This is a genomic window from Bacillus sp. NMCC46, assembly GCF_002998465.1.
Taxonomy (GTDB): domain Bacteria; phylum Bacillota; class Bacilli; order Bacillales; family Bacillaceae; genus Bacillus.
The window spans coordinates 871567-887617 of record NZ_PVQZ01000001.1; the positions used below are offsets into that span (position 1 = coordinate 871567).

Below are 16051 nucleotides of genomic sequence, written 5' to 3' on the forward strand. Positions count from 1 at the left end.
AGTGATGATCACGTCCTTCACTTCGAAGTGAATCCACTGCATGTTCAATATGTGAATGATCAAATGTGCTCACGAACGATTCCCCTCCCAGTCTATACTTTGACAAAACAAACAGATCAAGCTGTTTATCTTCTCTGCTTTATGTTACGAGACTTGGTAGACAAGTGTTCTTGGCGGATGCCCCTTTCTTTTAAAACTCCATGAATACCTAACAAGCGGGTACAGGACATTCCTTCACTTTCATATCGTAAAGAAGAGCATAGGAGGCTGATGAACGCATGACCACAGAACCTTTAAAGCAAATAGATATTTGGATTCATCCAAAGGACTTGATTGAATTAAGAAAAGACATATGGAACGATGAACCTGTTGAGGCCATTTTGAAAACCGGCCAGACCAAATCACACATTTATGCTTCATACCGCGGGTCTCACATTAGAAAGCTGAAAAAAAAGTCCTATCAAATTGAATATCGAAAGCCAAAGCAAAGACAAGGCGAATCTATCTTTCATTTAAATGCAGAATACAATGACCCCTCGTTTATCCGAAACAGACTGTCCTTTTATTTCTTCGAGCAGATAGGGGTGCTAAGCCCGGCTGCGTCTCATGTGTTTCTCACTATAAACGGAAGAAAAGAAGGCATTTATTTAAAAATAGAATCTGTTGATGAGCACTTTTTTCAGAAAAGGCAGCTTTCAGGAGGCGGCATTTATTATGCAGTCGATGACGATGCCAACTTCTCCCTTTTGAGTTCGTTTGATAAAAAGCCAAAAAAACACCTCCTCCTCGGGTACGAGAAAAAAATGGGGACTTCTCAACACGATCAGCAGCTGAGTGAATTTATTTACTTTCTCAACACAGCGAAAGATGACATATTTGCAGAAAAAATTGAGCAATACCTAGATGTAACACAGTATTTCCGCTGGCTCATTGGTGTCGTGTGCACACAAAACTTTGACGGCTTTGTCCATAACTACGCTCTTTATGTGAATGAACAAGGAAAATTTCAAGTACTTCCTTGGGATTATGATGCGACATGGGGCCGTGACATTCATGGAGAAGAAATGGCATTTGATTATATTCCAGTAAACGGCTTTAATACTTTAACTGCTAGGTTACTAGATATCCCTTCTTTTAAGAGATCCTATTACACGCTTTTTCAGCATGTACTCGATACACATTTTTTAGAAGACCGGCTTTGTCCAATCATCGAGAAATGGCATGCCTCTATCGAGAACCGAATTGGAGATGATCCTTATACGAGAGATCGAAAAGACATCCTACAATCAGAACGAGAGGTCATCCGGCAGTATATCAACAAAAGACGACGTTATTTACAGGCTGAAATAAGAAAAGAGATAGATGGCAAGTAAGGACGCTTTCGAATTTTGTCACTTTATTACTCATATTGACGAAACAGCTTTTTTTATAGAAAAATAGGGTATACTAACCATATCCTTCTATTATATAAAAAATGTGAGAGTTGGCGTCCGTTATGATCAATTATGAAATTGAACAAAAAAGATTACATTTAATTGAGACAGCAAAAAAATTCGGGATGAATGCCGAAGAAACCATCAGGTGCAGTCAAGAGCTTGATACACTCTTAAATAAAGGCATCAAATACACCTCGAATGAATGCTCTAAAAAAGGGTAAACCATACACCTAATTCCTCTCATCAAAAGCTTTCAAAAAGACAATCACACATTAAAAGACCCATCATAAGCTATGGTGAAACGCCCAAAAACAAAGTGCCTTATTTTTATAAAGGATGTGCACCGCTATGCCGGCTATTGTTGGAGCCTTTAAAGTAAATGCCGTCGGAACGAGCGGAGTCGTTCATGTTGGAGACTGCATCACCATTTCTCCAAATAGTCAGGTTAAAACGTTTGCTGGCGCAGGCAGTTTTAACACTGGTGATCAATTGCGCATTAGCAACTATAAAAGTGTGACAAATACGTACGACAGTGATGTCATTGATCAACCGCTTGTTGGTAACTTGTAAGGAGTGAAAATCAGTTGAACTTCTATATTAATCAAGCGATACAAATTAATTATTTGCGTGTAGAGTCTGTAAGTAACTCCTCTGTGCTGCAAATTGGGAGCGCTGGTTCAATTAAAGCTCTTTCTAATCTGTATAACACGGGCAGCTACGTAGAAGCAGCACCTGCCGCAGCAGGCACACAAGGAATTGAAGAATCCCAAGGCGCAAGCACAACACCTTTTGTACCGCTCCAGTCACCAACAACTTAAGTTCATCTGCAATCCCCGGAGGTGTATGTCAATGTATGATTATCAAAGCAACGCTTCACAGGTGCATGGCATCATTCAAAAGCAAACACAAAAAATTATGATGCTTGAAAAAAGGCTTAACGAACTTCAGCAGGAAATGCAAATGATCAAAGATAAACCGACAACGACGATTGAACGGATTGATTATCAATTTGATCAACTGAAAATCGAGCGGCTTGAAGGCACACTGAACATCGGCCTCAATCCATCTGATCCAAACAGTGTTCAAAACTTTGAAGTGGGCCAAACAACAACCCCGGGCATTGGAATGATGCAGCAAGAAATGGCTGATCAATTTTTCAATCAAACACGCCAGCTTGTCGACGCATTCTTAAACGAAGAAGCGCCAGAACTTCTTGAAGAGCTAGAGCAGCGATATGAAGGGTCTCTTGATGAGAGCAACAAACACCACATCATTGAGGACATTCGCAAGCAAATTGACAGCAGAATCAAATACTATGCAGGACAGCTCCCGCACCGGGAAGATATGACCCCGCTGCAGCGTTCAGAGCAAATTGCTGAATATGTAAAGCATGATGTCAAACGGGCGATTGAGCACTTCTTAGCCCATATTCCAAATGAAACGAAAGGAGAGGAAAACGGATGAATTTCACAGTCGTCAACCGCAACATCGAGACCGGAAGCATTAAAGTAGTTGGGGTTTCGTCCTCTTCCCTATTTATCATCGGGGACACAGATCATGTACAATTATCTTCCATTTTTGATACACCGCCAGAATCTCTTATCATTGGCCCGTTTGTTCCTCTGGCACCTCGATAATGATAAAGCGCACATCTCAAGTGAAGTTCACGAAGGTGAATTCTGTCGGGATTTCAAGTGTTGTTCAAATCGGTGATACACAGGAGCTATGCCCGAAGGTCAAGGTGTTAGCTGTTCAAAGAACCATTAGTTTGTTTTATGGCAATGAAGCAGAAAACTTAGATGCGAAAGAATTTGAAGTGTATTATGAGCCTATTCCATTGATGCTGCCGGAACGATTCGTCAGAACAGCTTTTTACCATGAAAAGCCTGTGATTAAAGTGTCTTCCGTCATTGTCGAAGGGGTTTCGTCCTCTTCTATTTATCAAATTGGCTCTACGTGTGGAGTGAATGGCGTTGCAAGAGTGAAGCATATTCGAGAGTTATTTAGCAACGACGAAAGTCCGCCAAACTCACAAATGGACCTACCTGCGCATATGATGGTGATATGACTTCGAATAAAGGATGTCGATTATGCCAGCAATTGTCGGACCCATTTACATTAACTCTATTTCTGGAGGCGTCGTAAACGTCGGTGACTCATTCTACCTGTCGCCTAAAAGTTCGTCAAAATCTGCTTTAGGCTCTGGAGCGGGAAATACCGGAGATTTCTTGATATTAAATAATGGCATTAGCGCCACCAACTATGTGGATCCTGACTTAAATGATCAGAATATGGTAGGCAATGCATAAAGCAGCTCCTCTACAGTCATTTCATTTAGAGGAGCGCTTTTTATGCTTATTTTTTTCTGCGTTGTCTCGATTTTTTTGTTTTAACCAGCTTGCTTGCCGGCTGTTTCGAATCCATTTGATGTACGAAGCAAGCTTTTCATCCTGCCTTAGTGCATCAAGTGTGTTCAAGCGTGCGGCAAGCTCCTGGTTTGTAAAGAGTGCATGCACTTGTTTATGGCAGGGGATACACAGGAAGGCAGTCGGTAAAAAAGCCCCACCTTCTTCTCTTGGTGTTAAGTGGTGTTCTGTGAGCAGGACATTTTGTCTTCCGCACAGCTCACATAATCCAATGGTTTGCTTTGCCACCCTGTCATCACCTCAACATTTACATTAATTCCATTGAGACCGTTGTCCCTTTCCCGCTTGGATCTGCTGGATGGACAATCAGTTTTTTCGGCAGTCTCATTTTCAATTCTTCCACGTGGCTAATCACACCAACTGCTAAATTGTGAGACTGCAGTTTCTCTAATGCGGTAATGACCGTATCAAGCAAGTCTTGATCGAGCGTACCGAATCCTTCATCAAGGAAAAAGAATTGCAGCGGGAATTCACCTCTCAGCTGAATTTGTGCAGAAAGAGCAAGGGCAAGCGCCAGCGATGTCAGGAAGGTTTCCCCGCCGGACAAGCTGGACACAGGACGCCTGACACCACCATTTGCATCATCACGCATAACAAAGCCGCCTTCTGAGTCGACCTCAATCGCATATCTTTGTCTCGTCAACATACCCAAGCGGGCGGATGCATCACGACTGACACTTTCCAGCTGTTCTTCTGCTAAAAATTCAACAAACGTATTCCCTTTAAAAACGGTTTGCAGTTTATCGAGGCGATCAATTTCTTGCTGCAGTGCTTCCAAGCGTTCGTGAATACTTGCAAAGCGCTGATGATTTTCTTCAACCACACGCAGGTGTTCATGTGCGGACCCACTCATTGCTGTCGCTTCTTCCAATGCTTTTTCAGCTGCATCTTTTCTGTGCTGAATGTCAGTCCACTGCTTTTCATCCAGTGACTCTTCTTTCAGTAATTCAGAAATTCGCTTTAAGTTTGCGGCACATTCCTTTCTTTTATCCTCAAATTCCTCAATTTCCTGTTTGACCGATTGACGTACTGCCTGTTCCATTGAAGCAGACTCAATTTCCTGCGGCATATGAAAAGGAGAGAATTCTGTTTCTTTTTCCCATGCTGCTTCTGCTTCTTGTTTTCGCCGGTTCGCCTCTTGAAGCTGACGCTCACTGCTTGAAAAATGGCTTTGCGCCTCACTAAACAACTGCTGCGCGTGCTGCAATTGCTTGTACGATTGCTGTTCTTTTTCATTAAGAAGAGCAAGAGAATGTTCAACCTCAATAAGTTCATCAGAAATAGAGGCAGCTTTTAATGGATATCGGCCTAAATCTGTTTCATATTGATGGATAAGCTGATGCTGACTTTCTAGCTGATGCGCTAGTTTATCAAGTTCTTTCTCGACATTGTATATCGCTGTCTGCAGCTGCTCTTTTGCTAGCTGTTTTTCTTCCAAAAACGAAATGCTTTTCTCAATACGTTCTTTATAGCCTTCCGCTTGTTGGTCCTTTTCATCGATTTGCTTTTGCAGCTCTTGTACTTGATTCAATGTAAAATGAGGGAAGGCCTGTTCAAATTGAGTCGTTTGCACTGAAAGCTCAGATTGAAGCTCTTTGATCAGCACCTCTAATTCTTCGATGCGCTGCTGTTCAAAAGTCATTTGCTCTTTCATCTTGCTCATCTCTGCTGCTTGATTATGCGTTTCATCCATTAAACGAGCTCGTTTACGTTCAACTTCTTGAATATCCTGCTTTATGCCTTTCCATTCTTGCATCAGATCCTGCAAAGACTGCGGATTTTGTACGGTTTCTACTGCTGCAGCTACTTCCGCTCCCGGGGCTTTCTGAGATAAGAAAGCAAATTGTTTCACTAATTGATTGGCATTCGTTTCGAGGAGCTGCTTTGCGGCATACATGTCTCTCGCATACTCCTCTGCCTGCTTGAGCTCTTTGTCCATCCGTTGAATGACTTCATCGACTTGTGCCACGGTTTCTTCATGGTCATTGTATTCCAAAGCCTTTGGATCATGATGAATTGATCCACAAACCGGACATGGTTCACCATCTACTAGCTCTGCCGCTAATTCTTTTCTTAATTCAGCCGCCCTTACAACATCACGCTGTTTTAATTTTTCGAGCTTCTGATGTTGTTCTTTTTTACTCCATTCTGTTAGAGCTCGTTCGAATTCACATACATAAAAATAGAGGTGTTCAATTGCTTGAAACGATTGGTCTATTTTTTCATGATGGTCGTTTTGCTGTTTTTGAAGCTTTTCATATGCTTCTGAAGTCTGTGTGGCTCGCTTTTTGACCTCCTCCATCTTTTGCTTTTCTTTTTGAATGCTGCGGTTTATTCTTTCAACATTTTCACTTAAACGTAAAGCATCCTGTACACTTTTCCGTTCTTTTACTGAGACTTGTAACTGCTCCAGCTCATGCTTCAGCTGTGTTTGTTTCGTCAGTGCACGCTCTAATAGAGATTGAAGATTGTCCGCTTCTTTTTTCTTTTGTATGAATTGCTGCGTTTTTTCATTTTTTTGCTGTTCTATTCCTGTCTTTTCCTGAAGAGCTGTCTCTTTTTTTCGTTCAATTTCCTTTAGATGAATCAGCTGCTCTTTCTTTTGGAGAAGTTCTGGCTCAGTCTCTATTTTCTTTTGCCGGGCTTGCTCATACTCCTGCGTCATTTGATCATAGATCGTTCGTTGATGCAGCAGCTGCTTTTCTGCTTCCTGCTTCTCCTTTGATGCTTGAGAAAGCTGTTTTTCAGCCTTTGTTAATGCATCCGCATAGGGCTTTAGCGCCTCTGCCTGCTCTGCGATATTGAGCTTGGCCTTTTTCTCTTCCATTGATGGTGCCAGTAGATTCAGTTTGTTTTGTTCAGTCTCATAAGCTTCTTGTTCCTTTTGATACTGCCAGATCGCTTGCGCCTTTGTAAAAGCAGTGAACGCTTCGTCCCGCGCTTGTTTTTTCTCATGAAAAATGGCTTTTGCCTGCTCTGCTGCTTCCTTTGCTTTTGCCAGCGCCTCTGGGCCAGCTTCCCCTAAACCATTCAGTTCAGCCAGCAGTTCATTTTTTTGCCCATATTGATTCTGAGCTTTTGCACGCAAACGCTTGACGAGCTGGTCCCCATACTTTTCCAAGTTAAACAACCGCTGAAGCATTTGACGTCTGTCTGCCCCTTTTAGGGAGAGAAATTCTGCAAATTTCCCTTGAGGTAAGACAACCGCTCGTGTAAAATCATCAATGGTTAATCCGAGTAATTCTTCTACTTTACGATTGACCTCACTCGCTTTATCTGCGAGAACGGTCTGCGTATCACCGATTTCAATCAGGCGGCATAATGTCGTTCTGACTTTCATTTCATCCGCTCGTTTGAAAGCACGTTCAACTTTATAAGAAATATGATGTTCCTTTTGCAAAGCAAATGTAAAGGAAACCGACAGCTTTTCTTCCGCTTGGTTCAAAATACCATGTGTATTATTTAACGCACGTTCCACTTTGCCATAGAGTGCCAGGGTCATGGCGTCTAATATGGACGACTTTCCACTTCCTGTCGGTCCAAATATGCCAAACACACCTGCATCACATAATGAGCTAAAGTCAATTGTTTGTTCTTCTCTGAAGCTATGAAGTCCTTTAATGGTCAGCGTAATCGGCTTCAAGTCGCTTCCTCCTCTTGCATTTCATTGGCTAGCTCTAAAAACAGTTTGACTGTTTTTTCATCGGGTAAACCGCCACCTGTCTGGCGCTCATAAAATTTCACGAACCGCTCTTCGATCGAGAGCTTTTCCACTTGCTTTTGCTCTTCTATTTGCTGTAGTTCTTTGAACTTTGGTCGAATGTGAACAAACCCACTATGCTGCTTACGGAGCTGATGAATCTCTTCAATAGAGAGCTGGTCTGTTAAATGAACCTCTAAATCAATCCACGCCTGAAGATCACGTTTTTCATCCAGCCACTCGTGCACTTGACTCAGTCCCTCAGTCGCCTTCCATTTCACAAGTGGTTTTCCGCTTGATAAAAACACTTCTTTCCAGCTTGCCTTTTCATTAGGTTTTGCCTCTACAATTGTGACTGATTTGGCATAGCCTGATTCAGAAAAGCTATAAGCAAGAGGTGATCCAGAATACCGGGCAATCGTTTTGGCACGTTTGATCGTTTGCGGGCGGTGCAAATGACCAAGTGCAACATAGCAAGCTGCTTCTGGCAGGCTTTCAGCCGCAACGGTATATGCGCCGCCTACTTCAATCGGTCTTTCTGAATCTGTTTGACTTCCTCCTGCCACATAAATGTGGCTTGTTGCAATATTAACTGTATCCAGCTGGAATTGAGTACTTAAATGTTGAAACGCTTGTTGAATTTTTAAATTGTAATGATCACGAAGCACTTTCTCTTCAAATGTTTCAGCCAGCACCTCATTTAGTCTCGCCTCAGACGGATAAGCGAGTGCTGCAATGGATAAACGTTCACTCGAAGAAGGAACATCGACACGGATGATGTCATTTGTCGGATATCCAATTAAATGAATACCCTGATCATTTGTTAAAGGAGATGCGGCTGATAAGCGATCCGGATTATCGTGATTGCCTGAGATGACCACTACCTGCCGTTTTCCTTTATCAGATAAGGCAGATAGACTTTCATAAAAAAGCTGCTCTGCTCTAGCAGGCGGATTCACTGTATCAAAGGCATCACCGGCCATCACAATGACATCAATGTGTTCGTCTTTCACGATTTGATACAGTTCATCTAAAAACTGTGCTTGCTCATCAAGCCGGCTTCGACCTTCAAGGGTTTTCCCTAAATGCCAATCCGCTGTATGCAGAATCCTCATGTGTTTCACCTCTCATTCCGATACATTTATAAAGAGATTTCTAAATTCCCATCGAAGAAATAGAGAATTTTCTCCTCTAATGTTCTGTTTGTCAAACGCTCTACTGCTTTTGCATATAACGCTATTTGGGTTTCATAGCGCTTTTTCAAGATAGATTCAGCAGCGTCAAGTCCACCTGTATATCTGCCTTGCACTCTATCCGTTTTATAATCTAGTAAATATAGCTTTCCATCTGTTTCAAATAAACAGTCAATCATTCCTTGAATCAGAACAGGCTCTCCCTCAGTATCAATATGACTGTATACCTCTTTAACAGGTAACACCATACTAAATGATACTTCTCGTTTTACCCAGTCCGCTTTCAGCAGTTTTTGACCAATTGAAGTAGAGAAGAAAGCAGCAATTCCTTCTTGATCAATTGACCGGACTTGCTCATCTGTTAGCAAGTCTCGCTGCTGTAAGGATTCGAGCAGGTGCCTTATACGTGATTCATCATAGGGCTCCTCAGAAGGAAGCGTGATATGCTGCATGACTGTATGCATTGCGGTGCCTTGTTCTGCGGCAGTGAGTGTTTTTTTCTTCATGAAAGCCGGCCGGTCATACAATGTTGCACGAGCTTTTCGAATAGAAGAAGGAACACTGTACTCATCCTGTATTTCTTTCATCCTTTTTATCTCGGAAACAGACTGCTTTGTGCCGACTTGCGAGGCCGCTAGATATGGATATTTCCATGAAAGTCTCTCTGCCACCTTCTCATCAGCATCACCATATCCTTCAACAGGCAGACCATCCATCAATGCTTGTACTACCTCGTCTTGCTGCTTCTTTTCAAGTGACATATCTTCCTTTAGAAGATCAGAAGCTTGAGTAAATGAGATGGTGAATGTGGACGGATGCGAAAGAACGACATCGCCTGTTTCTTCTAAAATAGATGACATCGCTTGATGACGGATGAGAGCAGGACCAATAAAATCTAAGTATGTTTTCGATTGATAACGTTCAAAATCAGGGAGCAGCCACTCTTCTCCAGTCGCGGCATTTTGCCATTTGCTTAATGCTTTCACCTGATTTTTGACAGAGCCGACCAGAAATAATTTTTCCTTAGCCCTTGTGAGCGCCACATATAGGACCCTCAGCTCTTCAGATAATAACTCTTTTCTCATCTTTTTTTTCATCGCCACAAGCGGTAATGTCGCATAACTAATTCTCAGCTCAGGATGGATATACTTGCTTCCAAAGCCTAGCTCTTTATCAAGTAAGTAGGACTGGTTTAAGTCCATCATATTAAAGTTCCTGCCGAGTCCTGCAGTAAAGACGACTGGAAATTCTAATCCTTTACTGCTGTGGATCGTCATCATGCGCACAACGTCCTCTGTTTCACTGAACGTTTTTGCCGCACCAAGATCATCTCCACGCTCCTGCATTCTTTCAATAAAACGAAGGAATCGAAATAGCCCTCTAAAGGCAGCTTTTTCATATTGCTTGGCTCGATCATAAAGGGCACGAAGATTCGCCTGCCGCTGCTTACCTCCAGGCATCCCGCCAACATAATCAAGATACTGCGTATCTCGGTAGACTTCCCAAATTAATTCTGCCACCGAATGATTGATGGAGAAATCACGCCACTTATGCAGCAATTGGAAAAATCGCTCTAATTTTTTGCATGTAGGGTGATCTGAATGCGTCACACTCATGAATGCCTTTACAGCATCATAATAAGTGCCTTTTTTATCACTCGTTCGAATAAGTGCCATTTCATTTTCATCTAAATGAACAATAGGTGATCTTAAAACAGCTGCAAGCGGAATATCCTGATACGGATTATCGATGACTTTTAACAAAGAAAGAATGACAGACACCTCTGTTGCTTCAAAATAACCAGAGGAAAGATTCGCATATACAGGGATTCCCTGCTTCTTTAATTCTTCCATCATTTGCGGAGCCCACGGCATAGACCGAAGCAAAATGACAATGTCACGATACTGCAAGTTACGGGTCATTTGCTGTTTTGCATCGTACACTTGAAATGGCTGCTCCACCAATTCTCTTATTTTTTTAGCAATGATTCTCGCTTCAAATTGGACGGTCTCAAGTTCTTCTCGCTCTTCGTCGCTTTCCGCTTCCTGCTGATCTAAGTGGACAAGGAGCATTTCTGTCGTTGTATCTTTGCTTTCTGGATAACTCGCTCCAAGCTTTAATTCAGCTTGTTCATCATATTCAATTTCTCCAACTGTTTGCCCCATCAGCTGCTTGAACAAAAAGTTCGTACTATCTAAAACATCTGAACGGCTTCGGAAGTTTTTATTTAAATCAATTCTCTTCCCTGTTTCTTTGCCGTCTGGTTGAAAGTGTTTATATTTGTTTAAAAAGAGCATGGGCTCAGCCAGTCTAAAACGATAAATGGACTGCTTTACATCACCAACCATAAACAGATTGCCCTCTGCAGAATGTTCCCCTTTAGACACAAGCTTTAAAATCGTTTCTTGTACGAGGTTTGTATCCTGGTATTCATCAACGAGCACTTCTTCAAACTGCTGTTGATAGTACTTAGCAGCTTCTGTTTCGATCAAATGTCCTTCTGCATCCTGCTCCGCTAAAATGCGTAAGCAATAGTGCTCTAAATCCGAAAAGTCGACGATTGACTTTTCCTGCTTCGCTCTTTCGAAACGCTCACCAAATTTGATCACAAGCTCTACAAGCGTCTCCACAACTGGCTTCATTTCAGCTAAGCTTTTTAAATGCTGGGAAGGACTGCGCATAAAGTATTCATCTTTTAGCTTTTCTAGTTGTTTTTTTGCTTGATTACGTGCATCTGTGGCCTTTTCTAACAAAACAGGGTCATATTCATCCCCTTTGCACGTTTTGAGCCTTTTAAAATTGACGTTCGGCAAAAGTTCGTAAAGCTCCTCAAAATCATCTTGATGATGGATTAATTCATTGACTTGCTCTAAATCATCTATAAAATTCTCTGCTCTCGGTGCTGGGCCGCCCGGCTCTTTTGATAGCGAAAGAGCTCGTTCAAGCAGCTCCTGGCAGCTCCGGAGAACGAGAGAAAGATCTTCTTTGATATATGGATAAAACGGTAATTCTTCTACTTTTGTTTGTGCATCTACATCATAAAGTGAAAGGAATGCCCTCATCCATTGCTCAGGTAAAGGATGAGACCTAGAAAACTCATAAATTCTCTTCACAAGCCATTGCAAATCTAAGTCATGGCGGTCAGAAGTGTAACGATCAACCAGTTCAAAGAATGATGGCTTTCCAGCCTTATATTCATCCTCGAACAGTTCATCTAACACTTCATCTCCTAATAATTCTCCTTCTGTTTGATCTGCCAAACGAAAGCCTGGGTCAAGATCAATTTCATAGTAAAAGGTGCGCAAAACCTGCAAGCAAAAGGAGTGCAAGGTAGAAATATTAGCACGATTCATGAGGGACAGCTGCCTTCTCATATGAAGGGACCCAGGGTTTTTGGCTAATTCTTTTTCAAGTGCTTCTGTAATCCGATGCTTCATCTCTGCCGCAGATGCATTTGTGAAAGTCACAACGAGCAGACGGTCCACATCAACTGGATGTTCAGGCCGGGTCATTTTTCGAATCAGCCGTTCAACCAAAACAGCTGTTTTTCCTGACCCTGCCGCCGCCGCAACCAAGATATCTTGTCCTTCTGAAACGATGGCTTCCCATTGGTCATCCGTCCACGTACTGTTATTCGGTTTTGGTATTTGCATACTGATCCCCTTCTTTTTTGATCCGGTCTATCACAACATCATCTTTCTCAGAGGTGAGCACCCTAAAATCATTATCCTCTATTGATTCATCGAATTGGCAAATAGACTTGAATGAACAAAAGCGGCAAGGTGTTTGATCCTTCAATTTATATGGATTAATTGCGACCTCTCCATTTGTAATTCTTTCGCCTGCTTCTTCAAATGTGCGCCGAACGTGTTGTGTGAGTATATGGAAATGATCTTCACTTAAAACTGCAGAATCAGAACGGAAAGACCCATCCTTTTTCAAGCCGGCTTGAATGACTTGTGATCTACCTGAATCAAGCGTTTGATCCATGAGCTTTACTGCTTCTATATCTTCAAGCAATAAACCCTTCATTTTAAATTTCTTGAATATTTCCTGCTCAATGTCATCCTCTGCAAGCGGAATAGGTGCTTGAATGAGCGGATCATGGATATGGAAATATAAAATGCCAGCAGGCGTCGCTTCAACCCCGAGCCACTCTTTCGAATACGTAATGGTCAGGTCTAAGTAAGTGAGCATTTGCAAGGCCAGCCCATAGTATACTTCTGCTAAGTCAAGACCTTTCTCACTGGATTTGTAGTCGACTATTCTCAAGAGCAGCCCTTTTGAACCTTCTGCTTTATCTACCCGGTCAATTCTTCCGACAAGCTCCATCGTGCAGCCATTCTTTAATTGAAAAGTAAACGGCGGCAATGGCCCTTGCCCCCCAAAACCTAACTCTAGCCCTACTGGAGAAAATCCACTCACTTTGGCATGTTCACTTAATATAGAAGAGACTCGAATCAAGATTTTCTGGAGCTTTTCTTTAATATAAGCATGCCGATTAGAGCTTAATAGAATTTCCTTTTGAAGACGCGGAGCAAGCTGTTCAATCGCATGTTTTGAATAAGTGACACAATCTTCCTTCGTTAGGTTTTTCCAATCCTTTTTTTGTTCAACAAGCGTATCTGAAATATGTTTTAAAGCCGAGTGAAACAACTGGCCGATATCAGGTGCTTCCAATTTGTAAAATTGTCGATCCTTTAGTTTTAACCCATGGGAAGCAAAGTGAGAAAATGCACACGCATTGAATTTCTCCATTCTTGAAACACTGCCCTGAATATGATCACCATAAAGCTCTTTTGTGACATTAGGCTTTAATGGCTTCGCTCGATTTGTAAAAAACAAACTTGACATGATGTTTTTTGATACATCCCGATTAGGAGATGTCATTAAGTAGTTATAGACACTCCACCATACACCACTAATGGGATATTGATTGAGCCATTGCTGCAGCTGTGAGACGGTATACGATAACGAAACATGCTCATTCGCTACAAATTTTAATTGCTCCTCGTCATCCAGTTGTTCTGGATCTAACACATAAAGAGCCTGCTGATGATTTGGCATAAGCTCTTGACAATACTTGATGAGTGTCGAAGGCAAAAGAGAACGTCCTTCTGCATCAGCAGCCGAATAGGATAGATACAAATGACGTGATGGACTCGATAACGCTTGGTAAATTAAAAATTGCTCATCTAGCAGCCGTTCCTTTCCTGTCTCTGCCAGCTCTGCTCCTGCTCGTTTTAACCATTCACGGTCATCCTCAGACAATACACTCTCATCAGAGGGGCGTGCGGGAATAACGCCATCATTTACACCAACGATAAACGTACATTTCACTTGATACATTCTCGATAAATCCATACTTCCAATAAATACTTGGTCGAGTGAAGGCGGAATCAAAGCGAATTTTAGAGAAGCTAATCCTGTATCCATCATTTGTTGGAATAAAGGAAATGAGAGCTCTTCTTCACCTAGCATTTCAACAAATTCATCCATTAATTGAATAACCGCATCCCATACTTGTCCGTGCTGCATTGCTTCAGCTAATCTACCTGCTTCTTCAGCCTCAAGCCTCGCTTTTTCAAGCTTATCTGGTACTTGTATCTCTTCTAAAAAGACATAGACAGCCTCTACCATGTCTCTTACCTTTTGCGCTTTTTTGAGCCTAATCTGCAACTGGTAAAGCGGGGGCACGATCCATTCTTTGACGTCATTTAGCATTTGTTCCATTTCAATTTCTTGATCTGTTTGTCCAAAATCCTCATCTAATGATTGGAAGCGCCTGTAATGAAACCGGGAACCGTTTGTCCAGCGTTCTCCTTTTACACCATAAGCAATACAATAGTTTTCGAGCTGATCTGCCTGCTCTCTCGCTTTGTTCTTAGCGAGTTCAAGCGGAAATAAGAACTCTGTTTTCACGCAGCGAAATACCGCTTCATACCGCCAGTTTCCCTTTATGACATCCAAGCTCGAACGAATCAATTCAATGAGCGGATGATACTGCATCGATTCATTTCCATCAATAAAAAAAGGAATATCGTAATCTCGAAAAACCTCTTTTAATGTATCTTTATAGTCGTCTACATGTCGTGCAACAATCGAGATATCTCTCAATCTAAGTCCTTTTTCTCTCACTAAATCAAGTATATCTCTGGCTACTCCCTCAATTTCAGCTCGTTTATTTGCACTTTTAGACACTGTGAGATGAGGGGTGTTTTCCTGATATGGCTGCACTGGTCTCTGCTCATATTGGTGTTCTAAATAAGCAAGATCTGGTGTATAAATGTGCCGTTTATTTCTTTCCAAAACGTTTTCAGAAATGTCAGCTCCGCACTCTCTAGCAAGCTGATAGAGCTGGAAATACGTTTTCCCTGTCATACGAAATAAATCAAGTTCATTTGGCTGCCTATCATGATAGGAGCGATCCACTGTGAAAGCAGCAGTTATTTTTGCTGCATGCAGCAGGAGCTGTTCAATGACAAGAAGCTGCTGCGGTGTAAATTGATAAAAACCATCTATATAAATGTGTGCTCCTTTTATTTCTTCAGATGAAGGAATTTGCTGCGTGAGAAGTGTCAAATAGTCTTCTGAGTGCACATATTCATCTTGTAAATGCTGCTCCATCTGCTGATAAAGAACATGCAGATCATGCAATTTTTCGGCTGCCCGTCTTTCTTCTGTATACTCTGAATACATGCTCGACATTGAAATTTTTTCAATATCCTCCGGCAACATACAATACCTTTTGAATTCAGCCATCGTCTTTTCAATTTGCTCCACAAATCCCGGCTTATCACTCGCTTTTTTGAATACTTTAAACTTTTCTTTCTGCTCTTCAATCACTTTTCTTAAAAGCATTTGAATTCCTGTGCTTGTCACAAATTGCCGGTTCGCTCCGCCAGTCTGCTGTAAAATAGACCAAGCAAGACGTGTGAAACTAAATACTTTGGCCCTGATCATTCCGCCAGCTTCAGACGTTTTTGCAAGCTCATATTCCATTAAAAAAGTCATTTGATCCGGGACTAAAAAAATGATTGGCGGACCCAACGGATCAAGCCGAAGCTGTTCTTTGATTTCCTCTAAGATTGCAGTCGTTTTTCCACTCCCCGATCTGCCTGCTAAAAACTGAATCTCCACGTTCCACAACACCTTTCTTATGTACTCATATTCTAGCGAAAATAAAGGGAAATAGCTATTTTCCTATCACGTTCCCGTTCTCCTATCTGATTGAAATAACATAGGCACCTTTCCTCACTCTTTTCATATCATAAACCATCATGAACAAAAAGGAGG

Annotated in this window: 12 protein-coding genes and 2 pseudogenes; 8 read left to right on the forward strand and 6 right to left on the reverse strand. The window is 41.8% G+C overall.

Annotation, left to right across the window (positions count from 1 at the left end):
* Positions 1-22 precede the first annotated feature (22 nt).
* Positions 23-73: pseudogene (locus C6Y01_RS19475) on the reverse strand (hypothetical protein); the annotation flags it as partial.
* Between the two features lie 205 nt (positions 74-278).
* Here C6Y01_RS19475 and C6Y01_RS04465 point away from each other — a divergent pair.
* The 8 genes from C6Y01_RS04465 (at position 279) to C6Y01_RS04500 (ending at position 3745) form a co-directional block, all read left to right on the forward strand.
* Complete coding sequence (locus C6Y01_RS04465) at positions 279-1373, forward strand: CotH kinase family protein (protein WP_106037873.1); 1095 nt, start codon at positions 279-281, stop codon at positions 1371-1373.
* 122 nt (positions 1374-1495) lie between these two features.
* On the forward strand, positions 1496-1657 hold the full coding sequence (locus C6Y01_RS04470; protein WP_012009503.1) for an aspartyl-phosphate phosphatase Spo0E family protein: 162 nt from the start codon (positions 1496-1498) through the stop codon (positions 1655-1657).
* 127 nt (positions 1658-1784) lie between these two features.
* A complete protein-coding gene (locus tag C6Y01_RS04475; RefSeq protein ID WP_003211745.1) occupies positions 1785-2006 on the forward strand; it encodes a spore germination protein in 222 nt (73 codons plus the stop codon).
* Between the two features lie 14 nt (positions 2007-2020).
* Positions 2021-2254 carry a spore germination protein GerPB gene (locus C6Y01_RS04480; RefSeq protein ID WP_034663458.1) on the forward strand — a complete coding sequence of 78 codons (234 nt, stop codon included), beginning with the start codon at positions 2021-2023 and terminating at the stop codon, positions 2252-2254.
* 31 nt (positions 2255-2285) lie between these two features.
* Positions 2286-2900 (forward strand): spore germination protein GerPC, encoded by a 615-nt coding sequence (locus tag C6Y01_RS04485; RefSeq protein WP_095284995.1) that lies wholly within the window; start codon positions 2286-2288, stop codon positions 2898-2900.
* On the forward strand, positions 2897-3073 hold the full coding sequence (locus tag C6Y01_RS04490; protein ID WP_003210893.1) for a germination protein GerPD: 177 nt from the start codon (positions 2897-2899) through the stop codon (positions 3071-3073). Before C6Y01_RS04485 ends, C6Y01_RS04490 begins: the two co-directional genes overlap by 4 nt.
* Entirely contained in the window at positions 3073-3504 is a 432-nt protein-coding gene (locus C6Y01_RS04495) for a spore germination protein GerPE (protein ID WP_034663462.1), read from the forward strand. The genes C6Y01_RS04490 and C6Y01_RS04495 overlap by 1 nt, the downstream gene beginning before the upstream one ends.
* A 22-nt stretch (positions 3505-3526) precedes the next feature.
* Positions 3527-3745, forward strand: a complete 219-nt coding sequence (locus tag C6Y01_RS04500; protein ID WP_003211468.1) for a spore germination protein — start codon at positions 3527-3529, stop codon at positions 3743-3745.
* A gap of 46 nt (positions 3746-3791) precedes the next feature.
* Here the strand turns inward: C6Y01_RS04500 and C6Y01_RS04505 are convergent.
* The 5 genes and pseudogenes from C6Y01_RS04505 to addB all read right to left on the reverse strand — a co-directional run bounded on the left by C6Y01_RS04505 (position 3792) and on the right by addB (position 15895).
* A pseudogene (locus C6Y01_RS04505) lies at positions 3792-4090 on the reverse strand (HNH endonuclease).
* A 19-nt stretch (positions 4091-4109) separates the two neighbouring features.
* Complete coding sequence (locus tag C6Y01_RS04510; protein ID WP_034663465.1) at positions 4110-7505, reverse strand: AAA family ATPase; 3396 nt, start codon at positions 7503-7505, stop codon at positions 4110-4112.
* Entirely contained in the window at positions 7502-8677 is a 1176-nt protein-coding gene (sbcD, locus tag C6Y01_RS04515) for an exonuclease subunit SbcD (RefSeq protein ID WP_034663467.1), read from the reverse strand. The genes C6Y01_RS04510 and sbcD overlap by 4 nt, the downstream gene beginning before the upstream one ends.
* A 26-nt stretch (positions 8678-8703) precedes the next feature.
* Positions 8704-12408, reverse strand: a complete 3705-nt coding sequence (gene addA / locus C6Y01_RS04520) for a helicase-exonuclease AddAB subunit AddA (RefSeq protein ID WP_106037874.1) — start codon at positions 12406-12408, stop codon at positions 8704-8706.
* Positions 12386-15895 (reverse strand): helicase-exonuclease AddAB subunit AddB, encoded by a 3510-nt coding sequence (gene addB / locus C6Y01_RS04525; RefSeq protein WP_106037875.1) that lies wholly within the window; start codon positions 15893-15895, stop codon positions 12386-12388. The genes addA and addB overlap by 23 nt, the downstream gene beginning before the upstream one ends.
* Between the last annotated feature and the right edge of the window lie 156 nt (positions 15896-16051).